Below are 24,960 nucleotides of genomic sequence, written 5' to 3'. Positions count from 1 at the left end.
CTATTTTATCCTTGAAACCCCATATTAACAGATATTTTGTCTGCAGTATACCTTACCAATGGAGAATATTTAAGAATGAAAACTTCTCTTATATAAGGCGACTGAATATTTTCAAACTCCTGCCAATATTCATGTTTATTATCATTAGTAATATTTGGTATTTTATATTTGTCGCTCATAATATTTACCCTAACTACTTTTTATTTTAATATATTTTACTTATCATCTTTTTCATCTTTAGCCATCATAGTTCTAACAGCTTTAGCCACTTTTTCAGGATCCTCCTGAACTTCTTTTCTCATTTCATTATCAGAAACTTTTTTGTCAGCAAACATACTGCTTGTACTGCTGCTATAATTTGTACTGCTGCTAAAAGAAGGTTTGCCTGATATTATATCTCCTATATCACCTCCGGAACTATGATAATCCGTTTTAGGCTTTTTATCAACATTTATTGAATCTGGAGATATACTAATATTGTCAGGATTAAAATCACCGCTGCCATTATCCGCATTAGGAACAGCATTAGTATTTGTTATAGAATTATCATCTATTGGATTGTAATCTATATCCATATTTGTACTGCTATTACTGCTTTCTATAACATCTCCTAAATATCTTTTTAATAACATTCCTATTAAAAACAATATTCCTAAAGTTATGATACCTGAGAGCAGTCCCTTAAGTAAAGATATATCTATTCTATTCTTATAGAGGACAGATAGTATAAATGTTACAATAAATGATAAAATAGATATTATGCCGTCTAATTTTCCAAAATTAGATGAAAAATACTGTTTTACTCTTTCTGCTATATTATTCATAAATTCCCTCTGCAAACATTTATCATTTTTTACTTACAAAAGATAATAAAGATTCCATAAACCCTCCGAATCCTTTTACTTCTCTATTTTCATCGTATTCCATATCAATTATTCTTTTTGCTATATTATATATTGACATAGAAGCCTGACATTTATTATCATACTTATAGAATGGAAGCTGCTGAGAAACTGCATAAGGAATTGTTTTATCTTCCATAACATGCCCTAAATACTTCACATCCATATCTAAATATTTTTTGCTTGTAATAATAATTTTGTCGCTTACTTCTTTACCTTCTGAAGCCTTAGTAACTCTATTAACTAATATTTTTATATCAGCATTTGCATTTTCAGGTGCCATAGATTTTATTACGCCATACGCATCTAATATAGCTGTAAGTTCAGGAGTTGTAACTACTATACTTTCATCCGAAGACAGCAAAAAATACAAAACATTATCAGAAATTCCAGCACCCGTATCAACTATTATTATGTCAGCATCATTTAAAGAATCCATACTATTAACTAATTTAGTCAAAGCCCTTCCTGAAAGATTAGCCAAAGAGGAAAATCCAGAAGCTCCTGCTATATATCTTATGCCATAATCTGTTTCAAGTATAACCTCATGTATTTTTTTCACACCCTTAATAACATGATACAAATTATATTCAGGCATATTTCCAAGTATAACATTAACATTACCCAATCCAAGATCTGCATCAATTAAAAGCACATTCTGCCCAAGCTGCTGCAATGCTATGGATAAATTAATTGCTATATTAGTTTTACCTACGCCGCCCTTACCGCTAGCTATACTTATTATACGCTGAGGACGTTTATCTTTTACACTCATCATTTTTCTTAATTCATCAGCTTGATCTTTCATAATATAATATAAATTTCCTAATTATTTTTTCTTTTTTATAAAATCTTATTTTAATGTCCGAATAAACCTTCTATTATTTTATAACCATATTTTTTAGCCGTAGATATGTCCTTAGGAACACCTTGCCCATGAGTTATATAAGTAATAGGTAATTTCTTTTTTGTAATAGCACAAATTGAAGAAGCTAAATAATCTGTTTCATCAACTTTTGTAAGTATTACACCTTTATAATTTGTAGGTTTAAATCCGTTTAAAATTTTTAAAGCATCTTTATATTTAGCTGTTGCACTCATAACAAGCTGAATATCCATATCAAATCTTCCAACCGTAGTGAAATATTTTGACATAGCAACTATATCTTCAGCCCCTTTAGGAGATCTTCCCATAGTGTCTATAAATAACAATGAAGAATTATCCATCTTTCTAATCTCTGCTCTTAAAGCTTCAGGAGTACTTGCACTTGTAAATGGTACTTTCATTATGCTTGCATATCTTTGAAGCTGATCCACTGCTGCTATTCTATAATTGTCTATAGTTACAAAAGAAACTTTCTTACCGGATTTCATATACTGTGCTGCTATTTTAGGTATTGTAGTAGTTTTTCCTACACCTGTAGGTCCTACAAATACTATGATTTTTTTCTTTGCTCCAACTTCTATACCATTAGCAAGTATTAATCTCTCAGCAAAATATTTTTCTACCTCTTCTCTGATAACATCTTTAGATTGAAAAAATCTTGCATTACTTGATGTAAGTAAATATTCTCTCAATTCTAGTAATACTTCTTCCGGAAACTCTCTGTCTCTTAAATAATTAAAACTTTCTTCCATTCCGTCAGCAATACTTGTATCAGAGCTGCTTTCAATATCATTTTCTTCATCATTATAATTTGTATCTTTTATATCATCATTAAAATAATCTCTGACAGTATTTTTATTTTCTTTTAAATTATTTTCTTCAATATTGAGTTCTCTATGCTCTCTCATTCCCCTTAGTTCTCTTCTATTTTCTTTTATTTCTTCTATTGCATTTTTAATTTCATCTTCCTCAGAAGAAATAGAATAAGAAGTTTTATTTTGATGTTTTGAATCCTCATAAATATTAGAATTATTGGAGTTATTTTTATTTAAATTTATATTAGGGATATTAGTTTCTAAATATTCTTTTATAATATCTCTTATCTGTTCCTGAACTAATTTTTTTACATTATCATCTACAGAGTTATTAATATTATTCTGACTATTATTAATATTGTTATTAGATGTATTATTATGATTATACATAGCATTATTATTAAAGTTATTCATAAAGCTATTATCATTATTAGTAAAATTGCTGTAATTATTAATAGGAGAAAAACTATTATTATTGGAATAATCTGAAAGCATCGGATTTCTCATATTAGCAAATGTAGAACCTTGAAAACTAGAATACTGATTATTACTAAAATTAGGCAATGGGATAAAATTATCAGCACTTTTTTCTCTGATATTATTATCTTCTATTTTTTCTTCAATAACATTAACATTTGAACTATTATTACTGCCATTATCATTTAACAATTCTTCAGGAATATTTTCATTTTCTATACCATAAGAATTTTCCTGAACGGCAGAACGAGATGAATTATTATTAGAAGAATTATTATTTCTATTTGCACTCTTTTCTTTTAAGGCTTTAGTTATAGAAACTATTCTGTCTGCCATTTCACTAGCATCTATAGTCTCAGATGAATGTTTTTTCATCTCTATCCTATCACTTAAAAGTTTGCCTCTATGCATATCATCTTCATCTTCTGAATAAGAATCTTTGTCCTCATTCATAGGATTATTTTTTCTATCATAAATAGAATTATTAAGCATTATTCTAAGCTCATGCTCAGTCTTCATTCCAAGACCTAAAAAGCCGCCAACTTTTACATCTTTACTAGTTAAAATAACAAAGTTACCGCCATATTCTACTCTCGCTTTGGCAAAGGCATCAGTTTTATCCTTTCCTCTAATAGTTCGTATGTCTACCATTTTATATCTCCTATAATCATCATTCTATCAATTAGATTTTTTTATGCATTTAACGATATTATTTATTAGAGTATACTTTTTATTTTCATCACATAGTACTTCTTTCATAACATTAACATTGCTAAGCATTATTCCAAGTTTATGCTCTGTTTGCATTCCAAATCCTAAAAAAGCATCTGCTTTTACATCTTTATTTGATAACATAAAGAAATTTCTGACATATTCAGCATCAATAATAGCATCAGTTTTATTCTTACCTTTTATACTATATATTTCAGCCATATAATACTCCTAATAAATATTTATATCTCTTAATCTTTTATTAATACTGTTCTAATATACCAATAGAAACTTCAAACTCTTTTTTAATCATTCCAAATATGTTTTTTCTTTTGCTCTCTCTAACGCTGATTATAAAATAGCTTTCACCGTATTTGTCTCTGGCCTGTTTTTCAATTTCTTCTCTGTTTTTTCCAAAAATTTTAATAGTTTTCATACTATAACTCCAAGTAATATGTTATTATTTATATCTTAAATTGCCCAATTAGGCTTTATTTTATGCTGGCAATACCCTGTACATTATAACCCTGTGCTATTTCAGTAGTTGCTATAACCTTATACTTACCAATATTTTTGGCTATAAACTGATAAAGCGGTCTTCTTATTATAGGAGAAGTCAAAAATACTATATCATCAACTCCCGAATCGCTTACAAGTTTAACAGCATCTTTTATATTCTTAATTAAGTTCTGCATACTTTCAAAACTCATAGCTATCATTTGAGAACCTTGTAAATTACCTGTATTAGCAAGATTCTGAGCTATATTATTTTGTAATTGCTGGCTTAAAGTAATAACTCTAATATTTCTGTCTTGATCTGCAACCATCTGAGATATTTGAGATGCAAGTCTGCTTCTTACAAGTTCAGTAGCCTGTTCGCTTCCCATAATTGCTATAGCATCAGCAACCCCCTCTAATATAGCAACACTGTTTCTGATAGGCACTTCCTCCTGAAGAAGATTCTGAAGTACTTTCTGTATATATCCAAGAGGGCTTTCATTATGAGGCTTAGCTGCAAGCACTTCAGATACAAGAGCCTTATGATCATCTTTGATAAGATCAAGCATATTCTGTACCTCTTCACGACCAATAAGAAGACTAGCATTTCTTTTAATAGTTTCACTGAAGTGTGTAGCAATAACAGAAGTAGGCTGAAATAACATAAAGCCTTTTTTCTCAGCCATATCTTTTTCATCAACTTTAATCCAATATGCAGGAAGTCCGAATGCAGGCTCTCTTACTTTCTCACAGTCCGGAGAAGGTCCGTCCGGAGAATTGGCATTCAAAGCCAAAAGCATATTAGGACGAACGAATCCTTTAGCCATTTCAGTACCATTTATACTTACTGTATATTCATCAGGTTCTATTACGCTGTTGTCAACAATACGAACAGGAGGAACAACAAGCCCAACTTCTAAAGCAAGCTCTCTGCGAATCTGACTTATTCTATTGATTAAATCTCCTCCTTCAGATTCCAATGCCAAAGGTATAAGAGATGCACCAACCGAAAGCTCTATCTTTTCTACTTTTAAGAAAGGGGTAACATCTAAAGGTCCTTGATGTACCTGTTCACCTGCATCTGTTTTTGTACCGTCCTCATTAAGTCCAAGCTCCTGCTGTTCTTTTTTCAAAGCATATCCGGCTAGGAATAAAGCCAAAGCTATTACAAATAATGCAATTTTTGGGAATCCCGGTAAAAGCATTAAGAAGAATGCAAAACCAGCACCTATAAATAAGTTTTTAGGCTTAGCAAAAACCTGAACGGCAATCTGAGTAGACAAATTATCTTCGCTGCTGCTTCTAGTTACCAATAAACCTGTAGCAAAACTCATAAAGAAAGAAGGTATTTGGCTTACTAAACCATCACCAACAGTAAAACGAGTATAAGCATTAACAGCCTGATTAAAAGCCTCCCCTCTCATTGTCATACCAATGATGAGTCCACCTACTATATTTATAACAGTGATTATAATACCGGCTATAACATCTCCCTGTACAAACTTTGAAGCACCGTCCATAGTACCGTAGAAATCACTTTCACCTCTAATCTTTTTTCTCTTTTCTTCTGCCTCTTTATCTGTGATAGCTCCAGCCTGAAGTTCGCTTTCAACCGCCATCATCTTAGAAGGCATACTATCTAATGCAAATCTTGCTGCTACTTCTGATACCCTTGTGGCACCTTTAGTGATTACAACAAACTGCACTATTATAAGAATGATGAATATTACAACACCTACAACTATATTTCCTCCAACTACAAAGTCAGCAAATGAAGTTATTACTTTACCGTTAAAGTTAGCTCCTTCAGTAAGAATTGCCCTAGTTGTAGATACATTTAAAGCAAGTCTGAAAGCAGTCATTACAAGAAGTACAGAAGGAAATACACTGAAATCATTGGCACTTCTTATACTAAGAACCATAAGCAATATCAATAATGATACTATGATATTTATTATAAGTAAGAAATCCAATATTATAGATGGTAAAGGTATGATAAGCATCATAATTACCATAACTGCACCAATAGCAAACATTATATCACTATGTCTGCTTAAATTTGAAGGCAGCTTTATATTATCTAAAATTGATTTAGCACCATTCATTGTTGCCACTTTTTATTCCTCCTATATAGCCCTTGCCATTTTTTCATTTCGTATTCTATATACCTCACCAAGTATTCTTGATACAACATGAAATAGTTTCTCAGGTATATACTGTCCTATCTCAACATTATAGTATAATTCACGGGCTAAAGGTTTATTCTCTACTATTTGTACATCATTTTCCTTAGCTATTTCTTTTATTTTTAAAGCTATATGATCAACTCCCTTAGCTGTTACTACAGGAGCATAATCTCCATTTTCATATTTCAAAGCGACCGCAAAGTGAGTAGGGTTTGTAATAACTACATCTGCTTCAGGTACAGATTTAAGCATTGTTCTGCTTACAATCTTTCTTGCCATATCCTGCAGCTGACTTTTTACCAATGGATCTCCTTCCATCTCTTTAAACTCTTCTTTCATCTCATGCTTTGTCATTTTCAAACTATTAATATATTGTCTTTTTTGGAAAAAATAATCGAAAGCAGAAACTATTATCATAAATATAATTACTTTGGCAAGCATCTCTAAAACTATAAAGAAAAACAAATTCATAGCCTGACTCAAACCCATATTAATCATATTAAATAATTCAGAACGTTTTCCATATATAGTAGTAAAAGTAAGAAGCGATATTACAATCATTTTAAAAAGTATTTTTGCCAAGTTCATTAAGTTCTGAGATGATATAAATACTCTTTCTTTGAAGTTAGACCAAGTAGGTGCTATTCTTTTAAAATTAGGTTTTAATTTCTTTGTAGTAAATAAAAACTGAGTCTGAGCTAAATTAACACCAACACCAACTACCAAAGCAACTGCCATGATTATTCCTGCAGTTTTTGCTAGAAGAGCAAATATTTCTAGCAGCATATCTGTGAAAGCTGCATTATTTATTGAAGCGTCAGCATTAGAAATCTTATTCATTATACTAATAAAGAACTGTGCAACTGTATGAGTAAAATATGTAGTTAAAAGAGCTATCACAGCTATTGAAACCGCTAAAACAAGAGTCTGATTTATTTCTGCCGAGTTAACTACGCGTCCTTCTTCCTCTCTGGCTTTTCTTTTCTTTCTTTCTGTAGGAAGTTCAGTTCTGCCCTCATCTTCAGGAGAAGCAAATAATGTTAATACATATCCTCTGCCTGTAAGATGCAAATATTTTCTGTATAATTTAGCTTTGAATATAATGAACAATTCAAATATAGAAGAAAGTATTTTTTTAATCATACCGTTCCTCCAGATAAGAAAGTTATTATATTATTAACATCTGCTATAGTAGTTTCCAATACCTTCATAAAATTAGAAACTAGTACAGGTATCAAAATATAATAAGCAGCTATACCTACAGCTATCTGCATAGGAAAACCAAGCATTAAAATATTCATCTGAGGTGCTGCCTTAGCTAATAGCCCCAAACTTAATGATAATAAAAATAAAGTCAGCATTATAGGCAATGCTAAAGAAAGAGCAACAGAAAATAAAGAACTCATATAGTATATCATTCTATCTATAACGCCGTTAAATGATGAAGTGAATACTGCCTTTGAAGCATCACTTAATACAGGCATAGCTTTAAAACTGTAAAATAAAGTTCTAATTACCCAGCTAGGACCGTCTATAGCTATAAATAACAATATAACAACTAATGACTGTAATTGTCCTAATACAGGTACTGTAACCTGAGATATAGGATCAACAGTTTCTGATATACCGAATCCCATCTGTATTTCAAAGAAATTTGCCATAACCTGATATGCAGCAAATATAATCGCCATTAAAAATCCTATTAATATTCCTATTAAAGCCTCATTTACCAATGTTAAAAAATATTCAACAAAAGTAGGGGCCGCCTGAACATTAATATTAGCAACTAATGGAAATATGGCTGCTGTAGCAATAAAAGCCAAAGCCATTTTTATACTATTAGGAATAACATTAGAAGAAAACAATGGTGCTACCATAAGTATAGCAGCAAATCTTACCATAATGAGCAGGTAAATTTGAAAGAAATTCACAAAATTATCCATTTTTTATTCCTATTATCCCTAACCTATTATAAATATTGATTATCTAGCTATACTAGGAAGTATGCTGAATAATCTAACAGTAAACGCACTTGTATAATTAAGCATCCAAGAAGCCAGAATATATATCACTGCCAACATAGCTATCATTTTAGGAACAAATGTTAAAGTCTGCTCCTGAATACTTGTAGTAGCCTGAAGTATTGAGATTATCAAACCTACAATAATTGATACTCCCAAAACAGGAGCTGAAAGCAGCATAAATACCCATAAAGTTTCCTGAACCAAAACAATAATCGAAGTATCACTCATAAAATTCCCTTAAAATTTATTAACTATATAAAGTGCCAAATATATTTTTATATTTATTGAAAACTCTGTACTATCTGAAGTATCAAAAGTTTCCATCCGTCTACCGCAACAAATAAAATTATTTTAAGCGGCAAAGATATCATAATAGGCGGAAGCATTATCATACCCATTGCCATAAGTATGGAAGCAACTACCAAATCTATAACTATAAATGGTATAAATAAATATATTCCCATTTTGAATGCTATTGTAAGCTCATTAATGATGAATGCCGGTATGACGACTATAGTAGGAATTCTATTTAAATCATCAACTGTCTGAATCTCTCTAAGTCTTATATTTGTATTACTTATACTTAAGAACAAATCTAAACTCTTCATACCATTTTCACCGCGTAAAGAGTTAAACATAAACATTCTTATAGGCTGTATGCCTCTGCTGTATAATTCATTAACACCTATAGTACCATTTAAATACGGCTGAAGTGCCTCATTATTTACCTGCGTCAATGTGGGCATCATTATGAAAAATGTAAGAAATAGTGAAAGTCCCATTATTAATGCTCTAGGCGGAGTCTCTTGTAAAGACAATGCCCTTTGAACAAAACTTAGTACTATTGAAACTCTTATAAAACTTGTTGTCATTATTATGATAGATGGAGATAATGACAATATTGTTAAAAGAAATAATATTTGAAGTCCCAAGCTAACCTGCTGAGGTGTTTGAGCTTGAGCAACATTTAATCCTATTGTTGGTATTGGTATCTGAGTATTATCTTGAGCGTAAGCTGCTGCCGGTACAAGTAAACATAATACCAAAAATACCATTAGTAACTTTCGCATCTTAAGAACTCCAATTTTATAAATTTTTTCTAATCTTTTTTCTTCTAAAAACGATAATATTTACGGCTTCAATAAAGTTAACATATTATTATAAAATAGTCAAGTATTATGTTAACTAATTTACAATCCATTATAATAAATTTTATCAATCATATAATATTTACAGTATCAATACAGTATACAAATTTTTTTATACAGTATCAAACTAAATAAATAACCCCATTATATAACAGTCATAATAAACATTATCAATACAAAAAAAGCTCTTTATCTCACCTTCTATAAAAAAACCAAGCGATTTATACAGTTTTAACGCCCTTTCATTATCAGTTCTAACTGTTAATTCTATCTTTTTTATAGAATTTTCTTTAGCATAATCTAAAGCATAATTAATAAGTCTTTTGGCTATTCCATTACCCCAATACTTTTTTAATACGCTTATTCCTAAATTTACTCTATGCCTTACTCTTTTTTTATCCATACCTCTAAGATTACATATTCCGATAATTTCACCGTCTATTTCGCATAAGAACATCTTAGTTGTTATGCTTTTTTGTATATTTTGTAAAAACTCCTCCTCTTTTTTAACATCCAATTCCCTTTCTTTAGAATCAGACATCATAAAATTTGTTTCTTCAGACACTTTTACAATATAATTTATAACATTTTCAGCATCTTCTATATGTGCTTCTCTTATATTACACATAAACACCTGCAATATTAGTTATCGGATTTTATTATGTAAACTATAATATGATAACTTATTTTTTCTTATTTTTCAATTGAATTTTTATAATTTTATATTATTTTTAATATATATACAAAAATTATAAAAATATATTTTTTGATAATTCGTATATGATTAATTTTACTAAAAATATTATATTTGGTTATAATAGTTGTATATGTATTTTTGTTGTGAACTTATTTTACTAAAGCAGAAAAGATAAGTTATTATTTAAATAAAGCAATTATTCATTATTATCAGACTCCTAACACTATTATTGATGGGCTTGTGATTTTCCTAATCATAAGCCCATTGTTTTATTTGAATATATAATAGATTTATTTTAAGGATGCAGAAATGAAAAAGACACTATTATTACTATTATCCTTTTTATTATTACTTTCATGCTCTGAAAAAAATAATAAAAAAACAAACATATTTGAGGAATTAAATGGAAACGAATACTATCTTACAAGCAACCCTAAAATAACAATAGGATTTGAAAACAGCAATGTTTATGGAAATGGCAGTATAAACAGATATTTTACATCATTCAGCATAAGCAATAATCAAATAATTTTAGGTACAAATGTAGGAGCAACTTTAATGGCTGGAAACGAAGAAGATATGAAAAGTGAACAAGAATTTTTAAATGACTTAAGCAAAGCTAATTCTGTTTCATTAGAAAATGATAAATTAACAATAAAAACTTCTGAAAACAAAGAATTATCTTTCACAAAAAGAAGTTTAAATTACAATGATTTATACGGAAGAGAATTCATTCTCGAGAATAAATACCCTGAAATAGGTATAACAATTGCTTTTGATACAAATAAAGTTTATGGTTTTTCTGGTGTTAATAGATATTTCGGAGCATACACTTTAACTAATGGCAATATAATTAATATAGACTCATTAGGATCAACTATGATGACAGGCCCTGAAGATAATATGAAAGCAGAACAGGAATTTACTAAACTGCTTTCCGAAGCATCAGACATCAGATTATCAATAACAAATTTAGAAATAACTACAAAATCAGGTGAAAAATTAATATTCAAAGATGATTCTATATCAGGCAATAAATTATTAGGAAGAACATTTTTATTGAGAAATTTCTATAAATACCCTAATGTTGAAATAACTATGTCTTTTTATGGAAAAGATAATCAGGTAAATGGCTTTTCCGGAGTTAATACATACAAAACCTCATATACTAATATAAATTCTGATGAAGTTAAATTTAATGGTTTAGCAATGACTAGAATGGCAGGTCATGAAGAAAATATGAATGCTGAAGCTGATTTCTCAAAATATATAGAAAATGCTAAATATATGTACTTAAAAGGTAAAGAATTATATATAATAGCTAATGACTCTGCAATATTAAGATTTATAGAAGATTATTTTGATATTAATGAGTATTCAGGAAAAGAATTCAAATTATCAAATATGCTTGAAGGCACAGAAATAACTTTATCTATAACTAATAATTCATTTGTAGGAAAATCCGGAATCAATAGTTATAATATACCATTTGAAATAATAGACAGTAAAATAACAATATCTCAAAATGGAATATCTACCTTAATGTCTGGTACTGAAACTGATATGAAAGCTGAAGATGAATATTTAAAACTTCTTAATAAAGCAAATTATATATCTTATAATAATAATACATTATGCATAAAAACATCTGATGATGATATACTCATATTTAGCATGGTAAATTAAATATATTTTACTGTTTGTTATTTATTATGTTATATATAGTATAGCTACAAACGTCATTTGTTGCGCTCTTAAGATATATATATACAAACCCATTACTTTCACTCTATGAAGTCAAATTTCATAGAGTGTTTTTTATGAAAAATATAGTAAAAAAATATGTTGATTAATTGAATAATTATTTGTATAATATCATAAATATATATTAGGATAACTAAATTGAAAAAACTATTAAAAAAAATATCTGATAAATATAACAGCATAAATATAGAGCAGTTCAAGAAATTTTATATAGTATCAATGACATTAATATTTTTAGTAATAACTGTAATATTTTCTTTTTTAGTTGCTGATATAGTTATGCAGCCTGATGTTCAAGCTGTGGAATTATACAAGCCTACAATACCAACAAAAATATATGATATAAAAGGCGAAGTAATATCTGAATTTTTCACAGAACAAAGATCATTAGTTGAATATAAAGATTTACCTCCTCAATTAATAGAAGCAATAATATCTATGGAAGATAATAATTTTATGTCTCATTTTGGAATAGATATTATAGGAATATTTAGAGGCACAATAGGAAACATATTAACCGGAAAAAGAGCAAGAGGTGCAAGTACATTAACTCAGCAGGTTGCTAGAAACATAGTATTAAAATCTACAGAAAGAACTATAACAAGAAAATTAAAAGAAATATGGGTTACTTTCCAAATAGAAAAAAGACTTACAAAAGAAGAAATAGTAACTTTATACTTCAATCAAATATATTTCGGACACTCTGTATACGGTGTTCAGGCGGCAAGCAGATTTTATTTCAATAAAGATGTACAAAATTTAGATTTAGCAGAATGTGCAATGCTTGCTACACTTCCGCCTGCTCCTAATGCATACTCCCCTATTAATAATCCTAATATATCAATAGCAAGACATAAAGTTGTTCTTAATAGAATGGCTGATTTAAAATTCATAACTAGAGATGAAGCTAATAAAGCACATAAAGAATTTTGGGAATCTTATACAGGAAAAATCGGAAGAAGAGGCTCAACAGCATATAGTGCCTCAATAGACAGGGCTCCTTATGTTACTGAATATGTTAGAAGACAATTAGTAGACAAATACGGAGAAAAAGCACTAAAAGAAGACGGACTTAAAATATACACTACTATAGATATAGAAAAACAGGAAGCTGCTCAGAAATTATTGACAGAAGCTCTTACAGAATATAATAATAAATACGAAGGCGGATCTATGGATATAATTAATCTCTATAATAGAGAAACCATAGACAAAATGAAAATGCTTTCTGTATTATTTAATCTTCCTGAAAATACAGCTTATAATAAATTTAATATTGCAGTGAGAGATACTTTAAATAAATATACCACTTTGCCTTTAGCATTAATGTCTGATATATTCGGAATGGAAGAAGTTAATGATATAACTATGGAAGTAATGAAAGCTGATGAAGCGGAACTTTCAAGACAGATTGAAGGAGCTTTGGTTTCAATAGATCCTAGAAACGGATATATTGTTTCAATGGTTGGAGGTTCAGGATTTACAGCAAGAAACCAATTTAACAGAGCCACTCAGGCAAGAAGACAGGCTGGAAGTGCTTTCAAACCTTTCGTATATGCTGCTTCAATGGATGTTACTAATTACAGTCCTTCTACTATTGTAAGCGATGCTCCTATAGGTTTTGTACCTGAAGAAGGTGAAGACGGGGAAGTTTGGATACCTAAAAACTATTCAGGAAATTTCAAAGGAGATGTAAGTTTAAGATATGCATTAGCTGCTTCATTAAATATAGCTACTGTTAATGTACTTAACTATGTAGGAATCACGAATGCTATAAGATATGTAGAGCCTATATTTAAAGCTGAGCCTGATTCTGATAAATCTAAAAGAATGTTTAATCATGATTTAACATTAGGGCTTGGTACAGGATTATTTACTCCTTTGGAACTTACAACAGGTTTTGCTGAGTTTGCTAATGAAGGTAAAGAAGTTAATCCTATACTTATAAGGTATGTTACTGACAGATACGGAATAGTTATGGATAATTTCGAAGAGGAGCTTAAAAAAGAGGTAACATTGAGAGGAGGACCTAAACAGGTTGTAAGCAAAGAAGTGGCATATATCATAAGCGACATATTAATGGGAGTATTAAGAGGTGGTACTGCTACAAGTGCTATGTACGAAGCTAAATTTACAAGAAGAGGGGCAGGAAAAACAGGTACTTCCAATGATTGGAAAGATGCTTGGTTTGTAGGATATACTCCGGAACTTGCAACAGGTATATGGATAGGATTTGACTCATTTAAATATTCTTTAGGAAATAATCAGGTTGGAGGAAGAGTTGCTGCTCCTATATGGGGTAAATATATGGTGGAAGCATTGAAAGAGGTTAAGCCTACTTGGTATACAAAACCTGAAAATGTTATCAGTATGCAGGTTTGTGCTATAAGCGGTAAACTTCCTGGACCTTCATGCTACAGTTTCCAAACGGATTTATTTGTAAAAGATAAAGTACCTACTGAAACTTGTAATGTATGTTCTCATTATTTGGAAGATTCTAATGAACTTGACAATATAATAGATTCATTCCTTAATTATTAAAGGTTTATGAATGGATAAAAAATTAATAGAGAATATAGATTCTAAGGTTCTAAGATATAAAAATATACTTGCAATACCTTCAATACATTCTAGAGTTTATTTTTCTTTGGCTGTAAGAGAGGCTTTTGAAAAATTTAAACCAGATATTGTAGCAATAGAACATCCTGCTAATTTTGCCGATTCATTAAGAGAGGCTGTAAGCAGACTTCCATTTGTAAGTCTTATAATAAGAGAAATTGAAAATGAAGCAGTTTATATACCAATAGATCCGTCTGATTCTATAATAGAGGCTGTTCGTCTTGCTATTGATGAGGAAATACCATTCTTTCCTATAGATAAAGATATCACTTCGATAAACTCGAATTCTCATTATCTTATGCCTGATGATTATGTTATGAAAAATATAGGACTTGAAAAATTCTATACTGAAGTAAAAAACAATTATATATTTCATAAAGATGAAGCAGATGAAGAGAGAGAAATATTCATGGCTAAAAATCTTCATGAACTATCTAAAAAATATAATAAAATACTTCTTGTTATAGGAATGTCTCATTGGGAAAATATCGTATCTATATTAAAAAAACTTGATGATGAAAAATTAGATAATAAAGCAAAAGAAGAAATAATAAATAAAAAATTTTCAGAAGATAATGAAGAATATATATATTCAGAACCTAAAATATACAATGTACATAAAGAATCATTAAATAAAATGCTTGGGGAATTCCCGTTCACAACTTATATGTATGAACTATATAGAAACGGAGAATTAGAAAACTTTGATAAAATTAATATCATAGAAACAATATTCAAAGAAGCAAAGATGAGATATAAACTTCCAATCTCATTACTTCAGCAAAAAAACATGATGAAGTATTTAAGAAACTTATGCCTACTTGATAATTATATCATACCAGACTATATAGATATGCTTACAGCAGCAAAATGCATGATAAATAATGATTATGCTTTAGAAGTTATGGAAGGTATGGAATATTATCCGCATTACACTGAAGAAGATGAGAACTACCCTACTATAAAGTTAAATAGAGATCCAAGTACAAATGGTATGGAAGGTATGCTAAAAGACAAAAAAATAAAACTTCATAAATATGATAATATATGGAGAACATCTTTCAAGAAAGTTAATGTTACAACGCGTCCTAGTGAAAAATACGAAGGAGAATGGGAAGATGTTTGGAATAAAAGGACAAACCTTCTCTCTCATGTACCTGAAGATATACTAATGGAAAAGCATATGAATATACTTAGGGATAAAATAAGAAATATGCTTACAGAGGATAAAGCAAAAATAGAACCTTTCACAGTAAGCATTAAAGACGGTATTGATATGCGTGAAACTATAAGGAACTATTATAAAAATGAAATATATGTCAAAGAGATTCCAAAAATCAAAGGAAATATCGGACATATGGTTGTAATATTTGATGATGAGCATGATGAGGATTATGATTGGAATATAGTTTGGTACAGTGAAGCACATGATGACAGTGATTTAATACTCTATTCCACAGAACCGGGAAACACTTTAGTTGGACCAGGAATATCCAAATGCTATTTTGGAGGTTATGCTTCTTTAATGCCGCCTCAAGCTCCGCATGATGTTTGGAGAATATATCCTCAATTAAAAAAAGAAGGAATAGTTAGAAATTATGCAGACTTACTTCTATACACTGCCATCATATACTCTGTAGACAAATATTTAGGTTATGTTGCTCATACTCCTCCTTCAAATATATTAAAAGAATTTGCTAAAAAGAATTCTGTTGAAGTAGTTTATGTTCCGCTCACTACTTTTTCAAGTGAAACTTTAAGAAAGCTAAGACATTTCCATGTACTCGGAAGCAAAAGACTTAGAAAAATAGCTGATGATTATATAATATAATTCTTATTTCTAAATGCATGCCCTTCTAAATTATGGGGGTGGGTGGGCGGGCAGAATAGATAAAAAATATATTTAAATTAAAAACCAATATAATAACAAAAAATTTAAATTATACTAATTAAATAATATATTATTCTTTTTTGTATGCAATATTTTGACTGCTATTAAAAGGACTAAATCTTAAACCCACCTGCAAACCAACACCAAATGCATCTGTAGATATGTATTTTGTCTCATCAATTTTTTTTCTTAAACCAAATTCATAATCAAAATACAATCCGAAATTCGCTCCTATATTATAATTATTAAATACAGAATAATCTAATGTTAATTTAACATAAGGTATAACATTCATTTTATCATATTTATTTACAATATCCGTCATATTCATTGTACTTCCTACCGCTGTATAATTAGTGCCGTATGTAACTATTTTTTCTTCTTCAATCCCTGATACAGGTATTTTCAATCCTCCGCCAATACCTATAGAAAAATCTTTAATATTTATTTTCGGAAGAATACCTATCTGAAAGCTATGAAAAGCCGAAGTAGTAATAACTGAGCTTGAACTATCAGAATATACTGAAGAAGAATAAGTATCATAACTATATCCTGTTTCAGCTAATATACTAAGCCCTATATTATTTTTAAAATCTATTACATACCCAAAAAGTGCTGTAATACCAACATCAAAACCTAAACCTATTTTTCTTTCAGCCCCTTCAAATTCTCCCATAGGTATTCCAACAGATAGTCCGGAAGGTATATTAATTATTCCTTCAAATCCGCTTGCTGCCAAAAGTGATAAGTTAATGGATATAAATATACTTATAATTAATAATAATTTTTTCATATTGGCAACTAACTCCTTGTATACTCTTCATTATAATATTATCATCAATTTAAATATACATTTTTTTTTAAATTTATCAAATATGACTATATCTATTATCGTAAATAATTACTTATTTTACATGATATGAACTTATTATTTACCTATACAGAAATTAGCAAATATTTCATTAATTACTTCTTCAGCATCAACTTTTCCGCTCACATTTCCAAGTATATTATTTAATATATTCATCTCTTCAGCAACTTCATCTAATGAAAAATATTCCATTGATTTTTTTATACACACCTCAATCTGTTTAAGTCCTCTTTCTAAATATCCCCTTTCTCTATTATTAACATAAGTCTCCTTATTAAAAATATCCATATCAGAATCAGAAACATAATTTTTCAAGGCTGATATCAATTCATCTTTTCCAGATTTTGTTTTTGTACTTATATTGATAATATTATTTGACTCTATTTCTTTATTAAACTTTTTATTCTCATCGCTTTTATTAAGTACATATATAATATTTTTATTTTCCAATGTTTTCAAAAACTCTATTAAATTAATATCATCTTCATTTGCTATATCGCTTCCGTCAAACACAGCAAGTATAATATCAGATTCATAAGCACATTTTTTTGCCCTTTCAATTCCTTCAAGTTCAATATCATTATCAGCATTTTTATGAAACCCTGCAGTATCCATTAAATAAAAAGGTATATTCTCAATATAAATATTTTCACTTAAAAAATCTCTTGTAGTTCCTGCAATATTTGAAACAATAGCTCTTTCTCTATTCAATATCATATTAAAAATGCTGCTTTTACCTGCATTAACTCTGCCTAATATAGCAACCTTTATACCATTAATAAGATTTTCAACTCTTTTAGAATTAGATAAAATATTTTCTATATATTTTTTTATAATCTTAAAATTTTCTATCAGCTTATCATAAGAAAAACTTTCAGTATCATCTTCAGGGAAATCTAATTCTCCATAAATAAGCATAAGAGAATTCTTTATATTTTCTCTAAGTTTATCTATTTCCCTTGTAAGCCTGCCTCTCATTTTATATATGCTAGCCTCAGCCATAAGTTTATTATTAGAATCTATTAAATCATGTATAGCCTCAGCCTCACTTATACCTATTCTTCCATTGATATAGGCTCTGTATGTAAACTCTCCCCTATTAGCTGCCCTTGCCCCATTTCTCATTAATATATTCATAATAGAGTCTATAACAACAATACTGCCATGAGATATAAATTCTATTGTATCTTCGGATGTGAAAGTATTAGGAGATAAAGAAGATAATACTATAACCTCATCTATAGGAATATTATTTTCATCTTTTATCAAAGCATAATAAGTTCTTCTATGTTCAAAATTATTTATATTCTTATTTTCATTATTAGCATAAAAACATATCTTTGATGCTATTTCCAATGCCCTGCTTCCTGACATTCTTATTATAGCTAATGCACTTTTTGAATATGGGGTAGATAATGCTGCTATAGTATCTTTTATATCATATTCATTCATATTTCACTCTTAACTGTTTTCCTAAAGATTAGCCATTTTCTTTTGAAGTTTTTTCTGCTCTTTTAACTCTTTTTTTAGTTTTTTATTTTCTTCTTTTCTTATCTTCTTATTTTCTTTTTCTTCCAATTTTAATGCCGTATATAAATTGCCGTTTTTTATTATGTAGTCAACACAAAAATCATAATCCTTCTGCATTATTTTAAGTTCAGGAATCTGTTTGGCAAATTTCACATAATCTGATTCTTCAAACATTTTTATTATATAGTCGCTTTCATTAAATACATTTTCTTTAAATAATTGATTTATTTCGCTGGTAGTCATATCTTCTATATTGAATTTGAACCTTTTTGTAAGATACCTTTTAAATATAAATGTCAATTCAAAATAATACTCTGCATATTTATTTTCATTATAATAAGTATTGAAGTCAATTAGTTTTAAAGCATTCAATGCTTCTGTATCTTCTTTTATATTTATTTTTTCATTGAATTTTCTTTCTATATATTTTACTACAGCAAAAATAAGTATTATTATTCCAATAACAGCAAAAACTATAATCACAGCAAATATCCATACATAAGAAGGCATAGGTATACCAATAGTACCTTTCATAGGAGGCAAAGTCTCTCCGTCAGAAAAAGGATGCACCAATATAGTTATATCCTCTCCATTAAGTTCTCTATATTCATTATTATAATTATATGAAATCTTAAAAGGATATATAACAAATTGTCCTACATCATAAAAACCTATTTTATATTTTATGATTCTTTCTTTATATTCTCCGGAATTCTTAGTTTGATTTTCAACAGATATGATTCTGCATTTATTATCTCTATCATCAAATGATAAATCTTCAAAATTATAATCTATATTATTTTTAGAAAATATATGAACCTCATAATCTATAGTATTTCCAATAACAACATTAACAGATGAAATACTGCTCATGGCATTTATTATAGTATTTTTATCTATTTGCTTAGAACATGATATTAATACGGTAAATATCATTATGAATAATACAAATAATTTTTTCATGAAATCAAACTAATCCTATATAACCTGTTATTTTCTTCTTGCATTTCTATTTCAAATAAATAATACGGAGCTTCAAAATAATCTTTAAATTTACTGCCCCATTCTATCATGGTAATTCCATTCTCTCTAATTTTATCTTTGAATCCTATATCATCAAGCTCATATTCCTTTTCAAGTCTATATAAATCAACATGTCTTAAAATACTTTCTTCGCCGTTTAAAACTATATCATACTCATTTATCAAAGTAAATGACGGACTGCTCACAATATCAGTGCTTTCAAGAAATCTGGATAATACTCTTACAAATGTAGTCTTTCCAAATCCTAGATTTCCTTCCATTATAACAATATCCCCGTCTTTTAATATATTTTTAAAAAATTCAGCAATTTTTTCTATATCTTCAAGACTAATATTTTTTTCTTCTTTAATAATTTCTTTTTTCATATTCAATAATTTAGTATTCTAAAATCATAATTAAAAATAATAGAAATAATATATTATAGAGTATTATTTGTCAAATATTCTGCATCGTCTTTTTTTGTATTACATACCGCAAGCATCTCCATAATAGCAAATACAGATATTAATCTTAATGCAAAATTGCTCATATCAAGTCCGGCAAGCATAAATAAAGTAAATACAATCAATTTAGGATAATAGTATTTTGATACCAAAGAACTCATAAAAGATGTGAATAAAGTCATTAAAAACATTATAATTACTACAAGATAAACAGTAAACGGCAAATACATAACAATACCTAAAGCCCCAAAGAATGACACTACAATCAAAAAGAAAGAATTACCAAATACTAACATTGCTATTATTGATAATATTACCATCATAATTATAAAAAAGAATGATTTATTAATATTTTCCATAACAACTTTTTTCATGAAAAAAAGTATATAAGCTATCATTAATATTAAAAATGAAAAAGATGATAATTTGCTCATATACGCTGATATAAAAGTAGATATATAGTGAAAAATATCAGTATCTATTATTTTATTGGCTGACACTAAAATATAATTAATATTAGATGAGGCTAAAGAAAGAAACATAAAAACATATATTCCCCTATCTAATTCCATTATATTATTTGATTTTATTATAGAAGCAAAAATTTTTATTGTAAGAATGAATATTGATAAAAAATATAATAACTCTATATAATTATAAATATTAATTTCTATAGCATAAAGTCTTAGAGTACCGGATATTATAAACAATATTCCAAATACCGCTAAAAAAGGTTCTGAATTAAATATGCAGTTGTAAAATTTATAAAATACCAGAAGAAAAAAAGATATTAATACAATATAATCTAAAATAAATGTAATCAAATATATAAAAGAATTATTATCTATTATTAAAGATCTGAAAAATAAATAGTTAAAAAATACAATAGCAATCAGTAAATATGACCAGAAATTGTATGCATCTACAAAAGAAGTATTTTTATTCATTTGAATCATTAACTATTACCCAATTATTATATATATTTATAATAGTAATATTTTTATAGAAAAATTGCAAGAATTTAAAATACATAGTTTCCTTTAGAATCTATTTTAATATTTAATTCTTTTTTAGTTTTTTGAAATATATCATATCCTTTTTTTAAATTTGACCAAAAGTTTATTAAAGATTCATCATAATATTTTTTATAATAATCAGAATTTCTATCTGTCATTTTAAATGGAAAAATATAAACAGGTATTTTATTTTGTCCATTATCTTTAGCATATAAAGCATATAAATATATTTCTTTTATTTTATCATCGGTCATAGGCATGCATCCTATAGTAACATCAGCACCATAAATGAATATATCTCCTCCTAATCTGGAAGCATTACTTTTCTTTTTGTCGGATTCATTAGGATAATTAATACCTAAAGAAAGATAATAGCTGCTTGCCGGATTGAATCTGTCTATATGATAAAACCCTTCAGGAACCTGTAAATCTCCTTCCATTCTCTTAGGACCTAGTATGCCAGATTTTGCTGCTATGTTATATGATGCTATTTTTTTGTACGATGCATCGGATTTATTTTTTGCATATATTTCAAGTATGTCTTCCTGCTTGTATGCTGTTATTAATACATTAAGATTTTTTAATTCTATATTATTATTTTTTAATGTATTTTTGACAATTTCATCTTTTTCTTTTATTGCTGTTCTTACTCTGCTGTATCTTTTCTGATTATCTAAAAAATCGCCTGCAAATAAAGAAAAATTAATCATATTAAAAATAATAATAAAAATACAAATTCTTTTCATAATACACTCCCCCAAAGTTAATATCGTAATAATAAATATTTTCTTGATTAAAAATATATTTTACTGTATTATTACTGCATTAAATAAAAAATTTTAAGGAGTAAATAATGTTAACTTTTAAAACCATTAGTGATAAAGAAATGCAGCATATAATGGATACTAAAGAAGTAAGTGATGATATAAAAAAATCTTCAGAAAATGTTTTGGCTATATTCACTCAGGATTGGTGCGGAGATTGGAAAGGCTTAGAAAGAGAATTAAAAGCAAATGAAGAGAAATCACCTATAGATATTACAGTTTATATTTGTATGTATAATGAAAGTCCTTTATATGAACCTTTCATGAATTTCAAAGAAACTGTATGGAATAATGATTTAATACCTTATTTAAGATATTATAAAAATGGCTCATTTGTTAAAGATACTAATCACCTTCCTTTCCAAAGATTAATAAAAACATTTGAATAATAAAATATAATGTTTAAAATAGAAAAGGCGGGAATTGAAAATATTGATGATATTTCTATTCTCGCCAAAAATATATATTTGAAATATAATTCTAATTTAGATACGAATGAAGGTATTAATAATGTACTAACTTTTATATCTGCTAATAACATGAAATTAAGATTCTTTATGCAAGGCTCTTTGATGCTCATTGCTAAAAATAAAGATGATATAATAGTTGGAATGCTTGAAATAACTGATTTCGACCATATTTCTCTTTTTTTCGTAGATGACAGATATTTTAAACTAGGTATAGCAAGCAGTTTATTTAATGAGGCAAAAAATATTTTAAATTCAGATAAGTACACTGTAAAATCAAGCCATTATGCTTATGAATTTTATAAAAAACTAGGATTTATAGAATTATATAATGATATTCAAGAAGAAAACGGAGTACATTTTCATTATATGATTTATTAACTGATAATATCATAAAAGGGCATCTGATTTATAAATCAAATGCCCATTATTATTTATTTTATATTTTCAAATTTAAACTTAATTTTTAATTCTATTTGATTATTCAATCCCGTAGCTCCATTTCCGCAATTATCTTCATTATTAGGACCGTCCATACCATCAATCGTCATAGATATTTCAGCTTCACTATTAGCATTAACAGTTAAATTTGAAGTTTTAGACTGTACCCTATTTCCATATTCATCTGTAATAGAAGCCAATTCAAAAGTATTATTACCTTTATTATATTTGAGTTCTATCTTTATTTTATCATTTTCACTATAAGCATAAGGATAATGTACTTCATACAAAACATCTCCAGATCTTTCATCATATTTTGTTAAATTAACCGCCATTGATATTGTTATGTCATCATTTTCATCATAAAGTAATGAATGCTCTTTTGATGTTATACTCATACTTCCTGTGCTGCCTACATTTACTTTCAATGCCTGATCTATTTTACTAGGATTCAAACTAGTAAATGATGCAAAAGAGTGAAGCTCACTTGAAGAACTATAAAAATCTAATTTCATATCATATCCGAATAATGCATAGTTAAATACTTTACCAAACCAACCAACATTACCAGTAATAGCATTTCTATTTGCTGATTTAGAATCTATATTTCTTAATTCTATAGAAGTAAAAGTCAATTTCATCTCTTTTTTATTATCAGCAGCATTCTTATTGAAATAAGGAGAAGTTCCTGCACCTTGATATGATGCTATAGGTCTATTTTCATCATGAATTGAAGGAAAATATCCTGTAGAATTTAATCTCATTTCATTTTGATATTCAGCATATAGAGTAACCTTTCCATCAGCATGTACTATACCTATAGGATCATATTCATAAAATTTCTTCTTACTTTCAAATAATTCTACAGCCTTGAACTCTACAGGATACGGTGTACCAACTACAGGAGCACTGGCAGTTTTTGTTATTTTAGCATAAGCAAATACCAATTTTGAATGAGTATCTACAGCGATTAAATAGTTATTTAAATCTACTCCTATGCTAGCAACTTTTGCTGATCCTTTTATTCTATAAAATAAAAATCTATTCATTCTGTCAGACTGATTATATGCACTATCTATAGTTACCAAAGGGTTTTTAAACTCATATTTATATACCGTCATAGGTGTTATAGTTATACCCTGAGCCTTATTTCCATCTCCTGAAGCATCAAAACTATATTCAACTATAGAAGGATCACTGTTATACCATGATTTAGAATTATCTTTATAAAATTCATATATAGGTACATTACTATTATCAAAAGATACTTTTAAAAACCAATCTTTTATCTCATTCCCATTAAAACCATTATATCCTATATCATTCCAATCACCCTTTTTAAATGGATCTTCACCTTCAGGAATAATTTCATCTTCAATCACAACATCATCAGGTAAACTTTCATTTGTGTTTGCACCTGATGAAGTTTTATTTTTATTATAATAATATCTTGGGTTAAAATAACTTCCGCAAGAAGTGATAATCAAAGAAAATATAATCATTACTACTATAGAATTTCTATTAAACATATTACCTCACAAAAAAACATAATCTCAAAAATGTCTATTTTTAGAATACAATTTATTAAATTTAAGTAAATAATATTATCTAATATTTTTCGTTATTTATTTCATACTTAGTATAAAACATATAATATTACAATACATTTTATACAAAAAATCAACATTGTAAAAAAAATGTTTATT

24 protein-coding genes are annotated in these 24,960 nt (G+C 28.3%); 5 read left to right on the top strand and 19 right to left on the bottom strand.

The annotated features are described in order from the left end of the window. Positions 1-5 precede the first annotated feature (5 nt). From BHAMNSH16_RS13880 to BHAMNSH16_RS13830, 12 genes are all read right to left on the bottom strand, one after another. Positions 6-179, bottom strand: a complete 174-nt coding sequence (locus tag BHAMNSH16_RS13880; protein WP_008729247.1) for a hypothetical protein — start codon at positions 177-179, stop codon at positions 6-8. 36 nt (positions 180-215) lie between these two features. Next, positions 216-824: a hypothetical protein gene (locus BHAMNSH16_RS13875; protein WP_008729245.1), complete on the bottom strand. Its 609-nt coding sequence runs from the start codon at positions 822-824 to the stop codon at positions 216-218. A 22-nt stretch (positions 825-846) separates the two neighbouring features. Next, positions 847-1,710, bottom strand: coding sequence for a MinD/ParA family protein (locus BHAMNSH16_RS13870; RefSeq protein ID WP_008729244.1), 864 nt, complete (start codon positions 1,708-1,710; stop codon positions 847-849). Between the two features lie 50 nt (positions 1,711-1,760). Then, complete coding sequence (locus BHAMNSH16_RS13865) at positions 1,761-3,731, bottom strand: flagellar biosynthesis protein FlhF (RefSeq protein WP_008729243.1); 1,971 nt, start codon at positions 3,729-3,731, stop codon at positions 1,761-1,763. A gap of 27 nt (positions 3,732-3,758) precedes the next feature. Beyond that, positions 3,759-4,013 (bottom strand): hypothetical protein, encoded by a 255-nt coding sequence (locus BHAMNSH16_RS13860; protein ID WP_008729242.1) that lies wholly within the window; start codon positions 4,011-4,013, stop codon positions 3,759-3,761. 40 nt (positions 4,014-4,053) lie between these two features. After that, a complete protein-coding gene (locus BHAMNSH16_RS14360) occupies positions 4,054-4,227 on the bottom strand; it encodes a hypothetical protein (protein ID WP_008725115.1) in 174 nt (57 codons plus the stop codon). Between the two features lie 55 nt (positions 4,228-4,282). Further along, positions 4,283-6,394 carry a flagellar biosynthesis protein FlhA gene (locus BHAMNSH16_RS13855; RefSeq protein ID WP_008729241.1) on the bottom strand — a complete coding sequence of 704 codons (2,112 nt, stop codon included), beginning with the start codon at positions 6,392-6,394 and terminating at the stop codon, positions 4,283-4,285. Positions 6,395-6,415: 21 nt separating this feature from the next. After that, the gene (flhB, locus tag BHAMNSH16_RS13850) at positions 6,416-7,618 is read right to left on the bottom strand and encodes a flagellar biosynthesis protein FlhB (RefSeq protein ID WP_008729240.1); all 1,203 of its coding nucleotides are present in this window, start codon (positions 7,616-7,618) and stop codon (positions 6,416-6,418) included. Continuing rightward, entirely contained in the window at positions 7,615-8,418 is an 804-nt protein-coding gene (gene fliR, locus BHAMNSH16_RS13845) for a flagellar biosynthetic protein FliR (RefSeq protein WP_008729239.1), read from the bottom strand. Before fliR ends, flhB begins: the two co-directional genes overlap by 4 nt. 39 nt (positions 8,419-8,457) lie before the next feature. Next, a complete protein-coding gene (gene fliQ, locus BHAMNSH16_RS13840) occupies positions 8,458-8,727 on the bottom strand; it encodes a flagellar biosynthesis protein FliQ (RefSeq protein WP_008725104.1) in 270 nt (89 codons plus the stop codon). Positions 8,728-8,780: 53 nt separating this feature from the next. Beyond that, a complete protein-coding gene (fliP, locus tag BHAMNSH16_RS13835; protein WP_039954586.1) occupies positions 8,781-9,569 on the bottom strand; it encodes a flagellar type III secretion system pore protein FliP in 789 nt (262 codons plus the stop codon). Positions 9,570-9,774: 205 nt separating this feature from the next. Continuing rightward, the gene (locus tag BHAMNSH16_RS13830) at positions 9,775-10,275 is read right to left on the bottom strand and encodes a GNAT family N-acetyltransferase (protein ID WP_008729236.1); all 501 of its coding nucleotides are present in this window, start codon (positions 10,273-10,275) and stop codon (positions 9,775-9,777) included. Between the two features lie 378 nt (positions 10,276-10,653). Between BHAMNSH16_RS13830 and BHAMNSH16_RS13825 the strand changes: the two genes are divergently transcribed. The 3 genes from BHAMNSH16_RS13825 (at position 10,654) to BHAMNSH16_RS13815 (ending at position 16,558) form a co-directional block, all read left to right on the top strand. After that, a complete protein-coding gene (locus BHAMNSH16_RS13825) occupies positions 10,654-12,030 on the top strand; it encodes an META domain-containing protein (RefSeq protein ID WP_069732119.1) in 1,377 nt (458 codons plus the stop codon). A gap of 216 nt (positions 12,031-12,246) precedes the next feature. Continuing rightward, positions 12,247-14,649, top strand: a complete 2,403-nt coding sequence (locus tag BHAMNSH16_RS13820; protein ID WP_069732118.1) for a penicillin-binding protein 1A — start codon at positions 12,247-12,249, stop codon at positions 14,647-14,649. Between the two features lie 10 nt (positions 14,650-14,659). Then, positions 14,660-16,558, top strand: coding sequence for a TraB/GumN family protein (locus BHAMNSH16_RS13815; protein WP_008729233.1), 1,899 nt, complete (start codon positions 14,660-14,662; stop codon positions 16,556-16,558). 130 nt (positions 16,559-16,688) lie between these two features. Here the strand turns inward: BHAMNSH16_RS13815 and BHAMNSH16_RS13810 are convergent, their stop codons facing one another. The 6 genes from BHAMNSH16_RS13810 to BHAMNSH16_RS13785 form a co-directional block, all read right to left on the bottom strand. Next, positions 16,689-17,411: an outer membrane beta-barrel protein gene (locus BHAMNSH16_RS13810; RefSeq protein ID WP_008729232.1), complete on the bottom strand. Its 723-nt coding sequence runs from the start codon at positions 17,409-17,411 to the stop codon at positions 16,689-16,691. A gap of 135 nt (positions 17,412-17,546) precedes the next feature. Then, positions 17,547-18,941: a tRNA uridine-5-carboxymethylaminomethyl(34) synthesis GTPase MnmE gene (gene mnmE, locus BHAMNSH16_RS13805; RefSeq protein WP_069731500.1), complete on the bottom strand. Its 1,395-nt coding sequence runs from the start codon at positions 18,939-18,941 to the stop codon at positions 17,547-17,549. A gap of 21 nt (positions 18,942-18,962) precedes the next feature. Then, complete coding sequence (locus BHAMNSH16_RS13800; protein WP_069731499.1) at positions 18,963-19,982, bottom strand: hypothetical protein; 1,020 nt, start codon at positions 19,980-19,982, stop codon at positions 18,963-18,965. After that, positions 19,979-20,428: a tRNA (adenosine(37)-N6)-threonylcarbamoyltransferase complex ATPase subunit type 1 TsaE gene (gene tsaE, locus BHAMNSH16_RS13795; RefSeq protein WP_008728592.1), complete on the bottom strand. Its 450-nt coding sequence runs from the start codon at positions 20,426-20,428 to the stop codon at positions 19,979-19,981. Before tsaE ends, BHAMNSH16_RS13800 begins: the two co-directional genes overlap by 4 nt. Positions 20,429-20,481: 53 nt before the next feature. Beyond that, positions 20,482-21,462 carry a WESB_1763 family membrane protein gene (locus tag BHAMNSH16_RS13790; RefSeq protein ID WP_069731498.1) on the bottom strand — a complete coding sequence of 327 codons (981 nt, stop codon included), beginning with the start codon at positions 21,460-21,462 and terminating at the stop codon, positions 20,482-20,484. A gap of 65 nt (positions 21,463-21,527) precedes the next feature. Beyond that, a complete protein-coding gene (locus BHAMNSH16_RS13785; RefSeq protein WP_069731497.1) occupies positions 21,528-22,268 on the bottom strand; it encodes a L,D-transpeptidase family protein in 741 nt (246 codons plus the stop codon). A gap of 107 nt (positions 22,269-22,375) precedes the next feature. Between BHAMNSH16_RS13785 and BHAMNSH16_RS13780 the strand changes: the two genes are divergently transcribed. Next, entirely contained in the window at positions 22,376-22,735 is a 360-nt protein-coding gene (locus BHAMNSH16_RS13780) for a hypothetical protein (RefSeq protein WP_069731496.1), read from the top strand. A 9-nt stretch (positions 22,736-22,744) separates the two neighbouring features. Further along, complete coding sequence (locus BHAMNSH16_RS13775) at positions 22,745-23,194, top strand: GNAT family N-acetyltransferase (RefSeq protein WP_008732257.1); 450 nt, start codon at positions 22,745-22,747, stop codon at positions 23,192-23,194. 53 nt (positions 23,195-23,247) lie between these two features. Here BHAMNSH16_RS13775 and BHAMNSH16_RS13770 read toward each other — a convergent pair whose 3' ends face one another. After that, entirely contained in the window at positions 23,248-24,783 is a 1,536-nt protein-coding gene (locus tag BHAMNSH16_RS13770; RefSeq protein WP_008732258.1) for a hypothetical protein, read from the bottom strand. Positions 24,784-24,960 lie beyond the last annotated feature (177 nt).

The organism is Brachyspira hampsonii (assembly GCF_002214805.1).
Taxonomy (GTDB): Bacteria; Spirochaetota; Brachyspiria; order Brachyspirales; family Brachyspiraceae; genus Brachyspira; species Brachyspira hampsonii.
The sequence above is the reverse complement of the archived record's forward strand: the minus strand, read 5'-3'. Positions and strand labels throughout refer to the sequence as shown.

Bases quoted from the DNA above. Each gene is read 5' to 3' on its own strand.
- BHAMNSH16_RS13875 (WP_008729245.1), bottom strand. From the start codon at position 824: ATGAATAATATAGCAGAAAGAGTAAAACAGTATTTTTCATCTAATTTT.
- BHAMNSH16_RS13785 (WP_069731497.1), bottom strand. From the start codon at position 22,268: ATGAAAAGAATTTGTATTTTTATTATTATTTTTAATATGATTAATTTT.
- BHAMNSH16_RS13870 (WP_008729244.1), bottom strand. From the start codon at position 1,710: ATGAAAGATCAAGCTGATGAATTAAGAAAAATGATGAGTGTAAAAGAT.
- BHAMNSH16_RS14360 (WP_008725115.1), bottom strand. From the start codon at position 4,227: ATGAAAACTATTAAAATTTTTGGAAAAAACAGAGAAGAAATTGAAAAA.
- BHAMNSH16_RS13865 (WP_008729243.1), bottom strand. From the start codon at position 3,731: ATGGTAGACATACGAACTATTAGAGGAAAGGATAAAACTGATGCCTTT.
- BHAMNSH16_RS13790 (WP_069731498.1), bottom strand. From the start codon at position 21,462: ATGATTCAAATGAATAAAAATACTTCTTTTGTAGATGCATACAATTTC.
- BHAMNSH16_RS13815 (WP_008729233.1), top strand. From the start codon at position 14,660: ATGGATAAAAAATTAATAGAGAATATAGATTCTAAGGTTCTAAGATAT.
- BHAMNSH16_RS13860 (WP_008729242.1), bottom strand. From the start codon at position 4,013: ATGGCTGAAATATATAGTATAAAAGGTAAGAATAAAACTGATGCTATT.
- flhB (WP_008729240.1), bottom strand. From the start codon at position 7,618: ATGATTAAAAAAATACTTTCTTCTATATTTGAATTGTTCATTATATTC.
- BHAMNSH16_RS13825 (WP_069732119.1), top strand. From the start codon at position 10,654: ATGAAAAAGACACTATTATTACTATTATCCTTTTTATTATTACTTTCA.
- fliR (WP_008729239.1), bottom strand. From the start codon at position 8,418: ATGGATAATTTTGTGAATTTCTTTCAAATTTACCTGCTCATTATGGTA.
- BHAMNSH16_RS13855 (WP_008729241.1), bottom strand. From the start codon at position 6,394: ATGAATGGTGCTAAATCAATTTTAGATAATATAAAGCTGCCTTCAAAT.
- BHAMNSH16_RS13880 (WP_008729247.1), bottom strand. From the start codon at position 179: ATGAGCGACAAATATAAAATACCAAATATTACTAATGATAATAAACAT.
- BHAMNSH16_RS13830 (WP_008729236.1), bottom strand. From the start codon at position 10,275: ATGTGTAATATAAGAGAAGCACATATAGAAGATGCTGAAAATGTTATA.
- fliQ (WP_008725104.1), bottom strand. From the start codon at position 8,727: ATGAGTGATACTTCGATTATTGTTTTGGTTCAGGAAACTTTATGGGTA.
- BHAMNSH16_RS13800 (WP_069731499.1), bottom strand. From the start codon at position 19,982: ATGAAAAAATTATTTGTATTATTCATAATGATATTTACCGTATTAATA.
- mnmE (WP_069731500.1), bottom strand. From the start codon at position 18,941: ATGAATGAATATGATATAAAAGATACTATAGCAGCATTATCTACCCCA.
- BHAMNSH16_RS13810 (WP_008729232.1), bottom strand. From the start codon at position 17,411: ATGAAAAAATTATTATTAATTATAAGTATATTTATATCCATTAACTTA.
- BHAMNSH16_RS13780 (WP_069731496.1), top strand. From the start codon at position 22,376: ATGTTAACTTTTAAAACCATTAGTGATAAAGAAATGCAGCATATAATG.
- tsaE (WP_008728592.1), bottom strand. From the start codon at position 20,428: ATGAAAAAAGAAATTATTAAAGAAGAAAAAAATATTAGTCTTGAAGAT.
- fliP (WP_039954586.1), bottom strand. From the start codon at position 9,569: ATGCGAAAGTTACTAATGGTATTTTTGGTATTATGTTTACTTGTACCG.
- BHAMNSH16_RS13775 (WP_008732257.1), top strand. From the start codon at position 22,745: ATGTTTAAAATAGAAAAGGCGGGAATTGAAAATATTGATGATATTTCT.
- BHAMNSH16_RS13770 (WP_008732258.1), bottom strand. From the start codon at position 24,783: ATGTTTAATAGAAATTCTATAGTAGTAATGATTATATTTTCTTTGATT.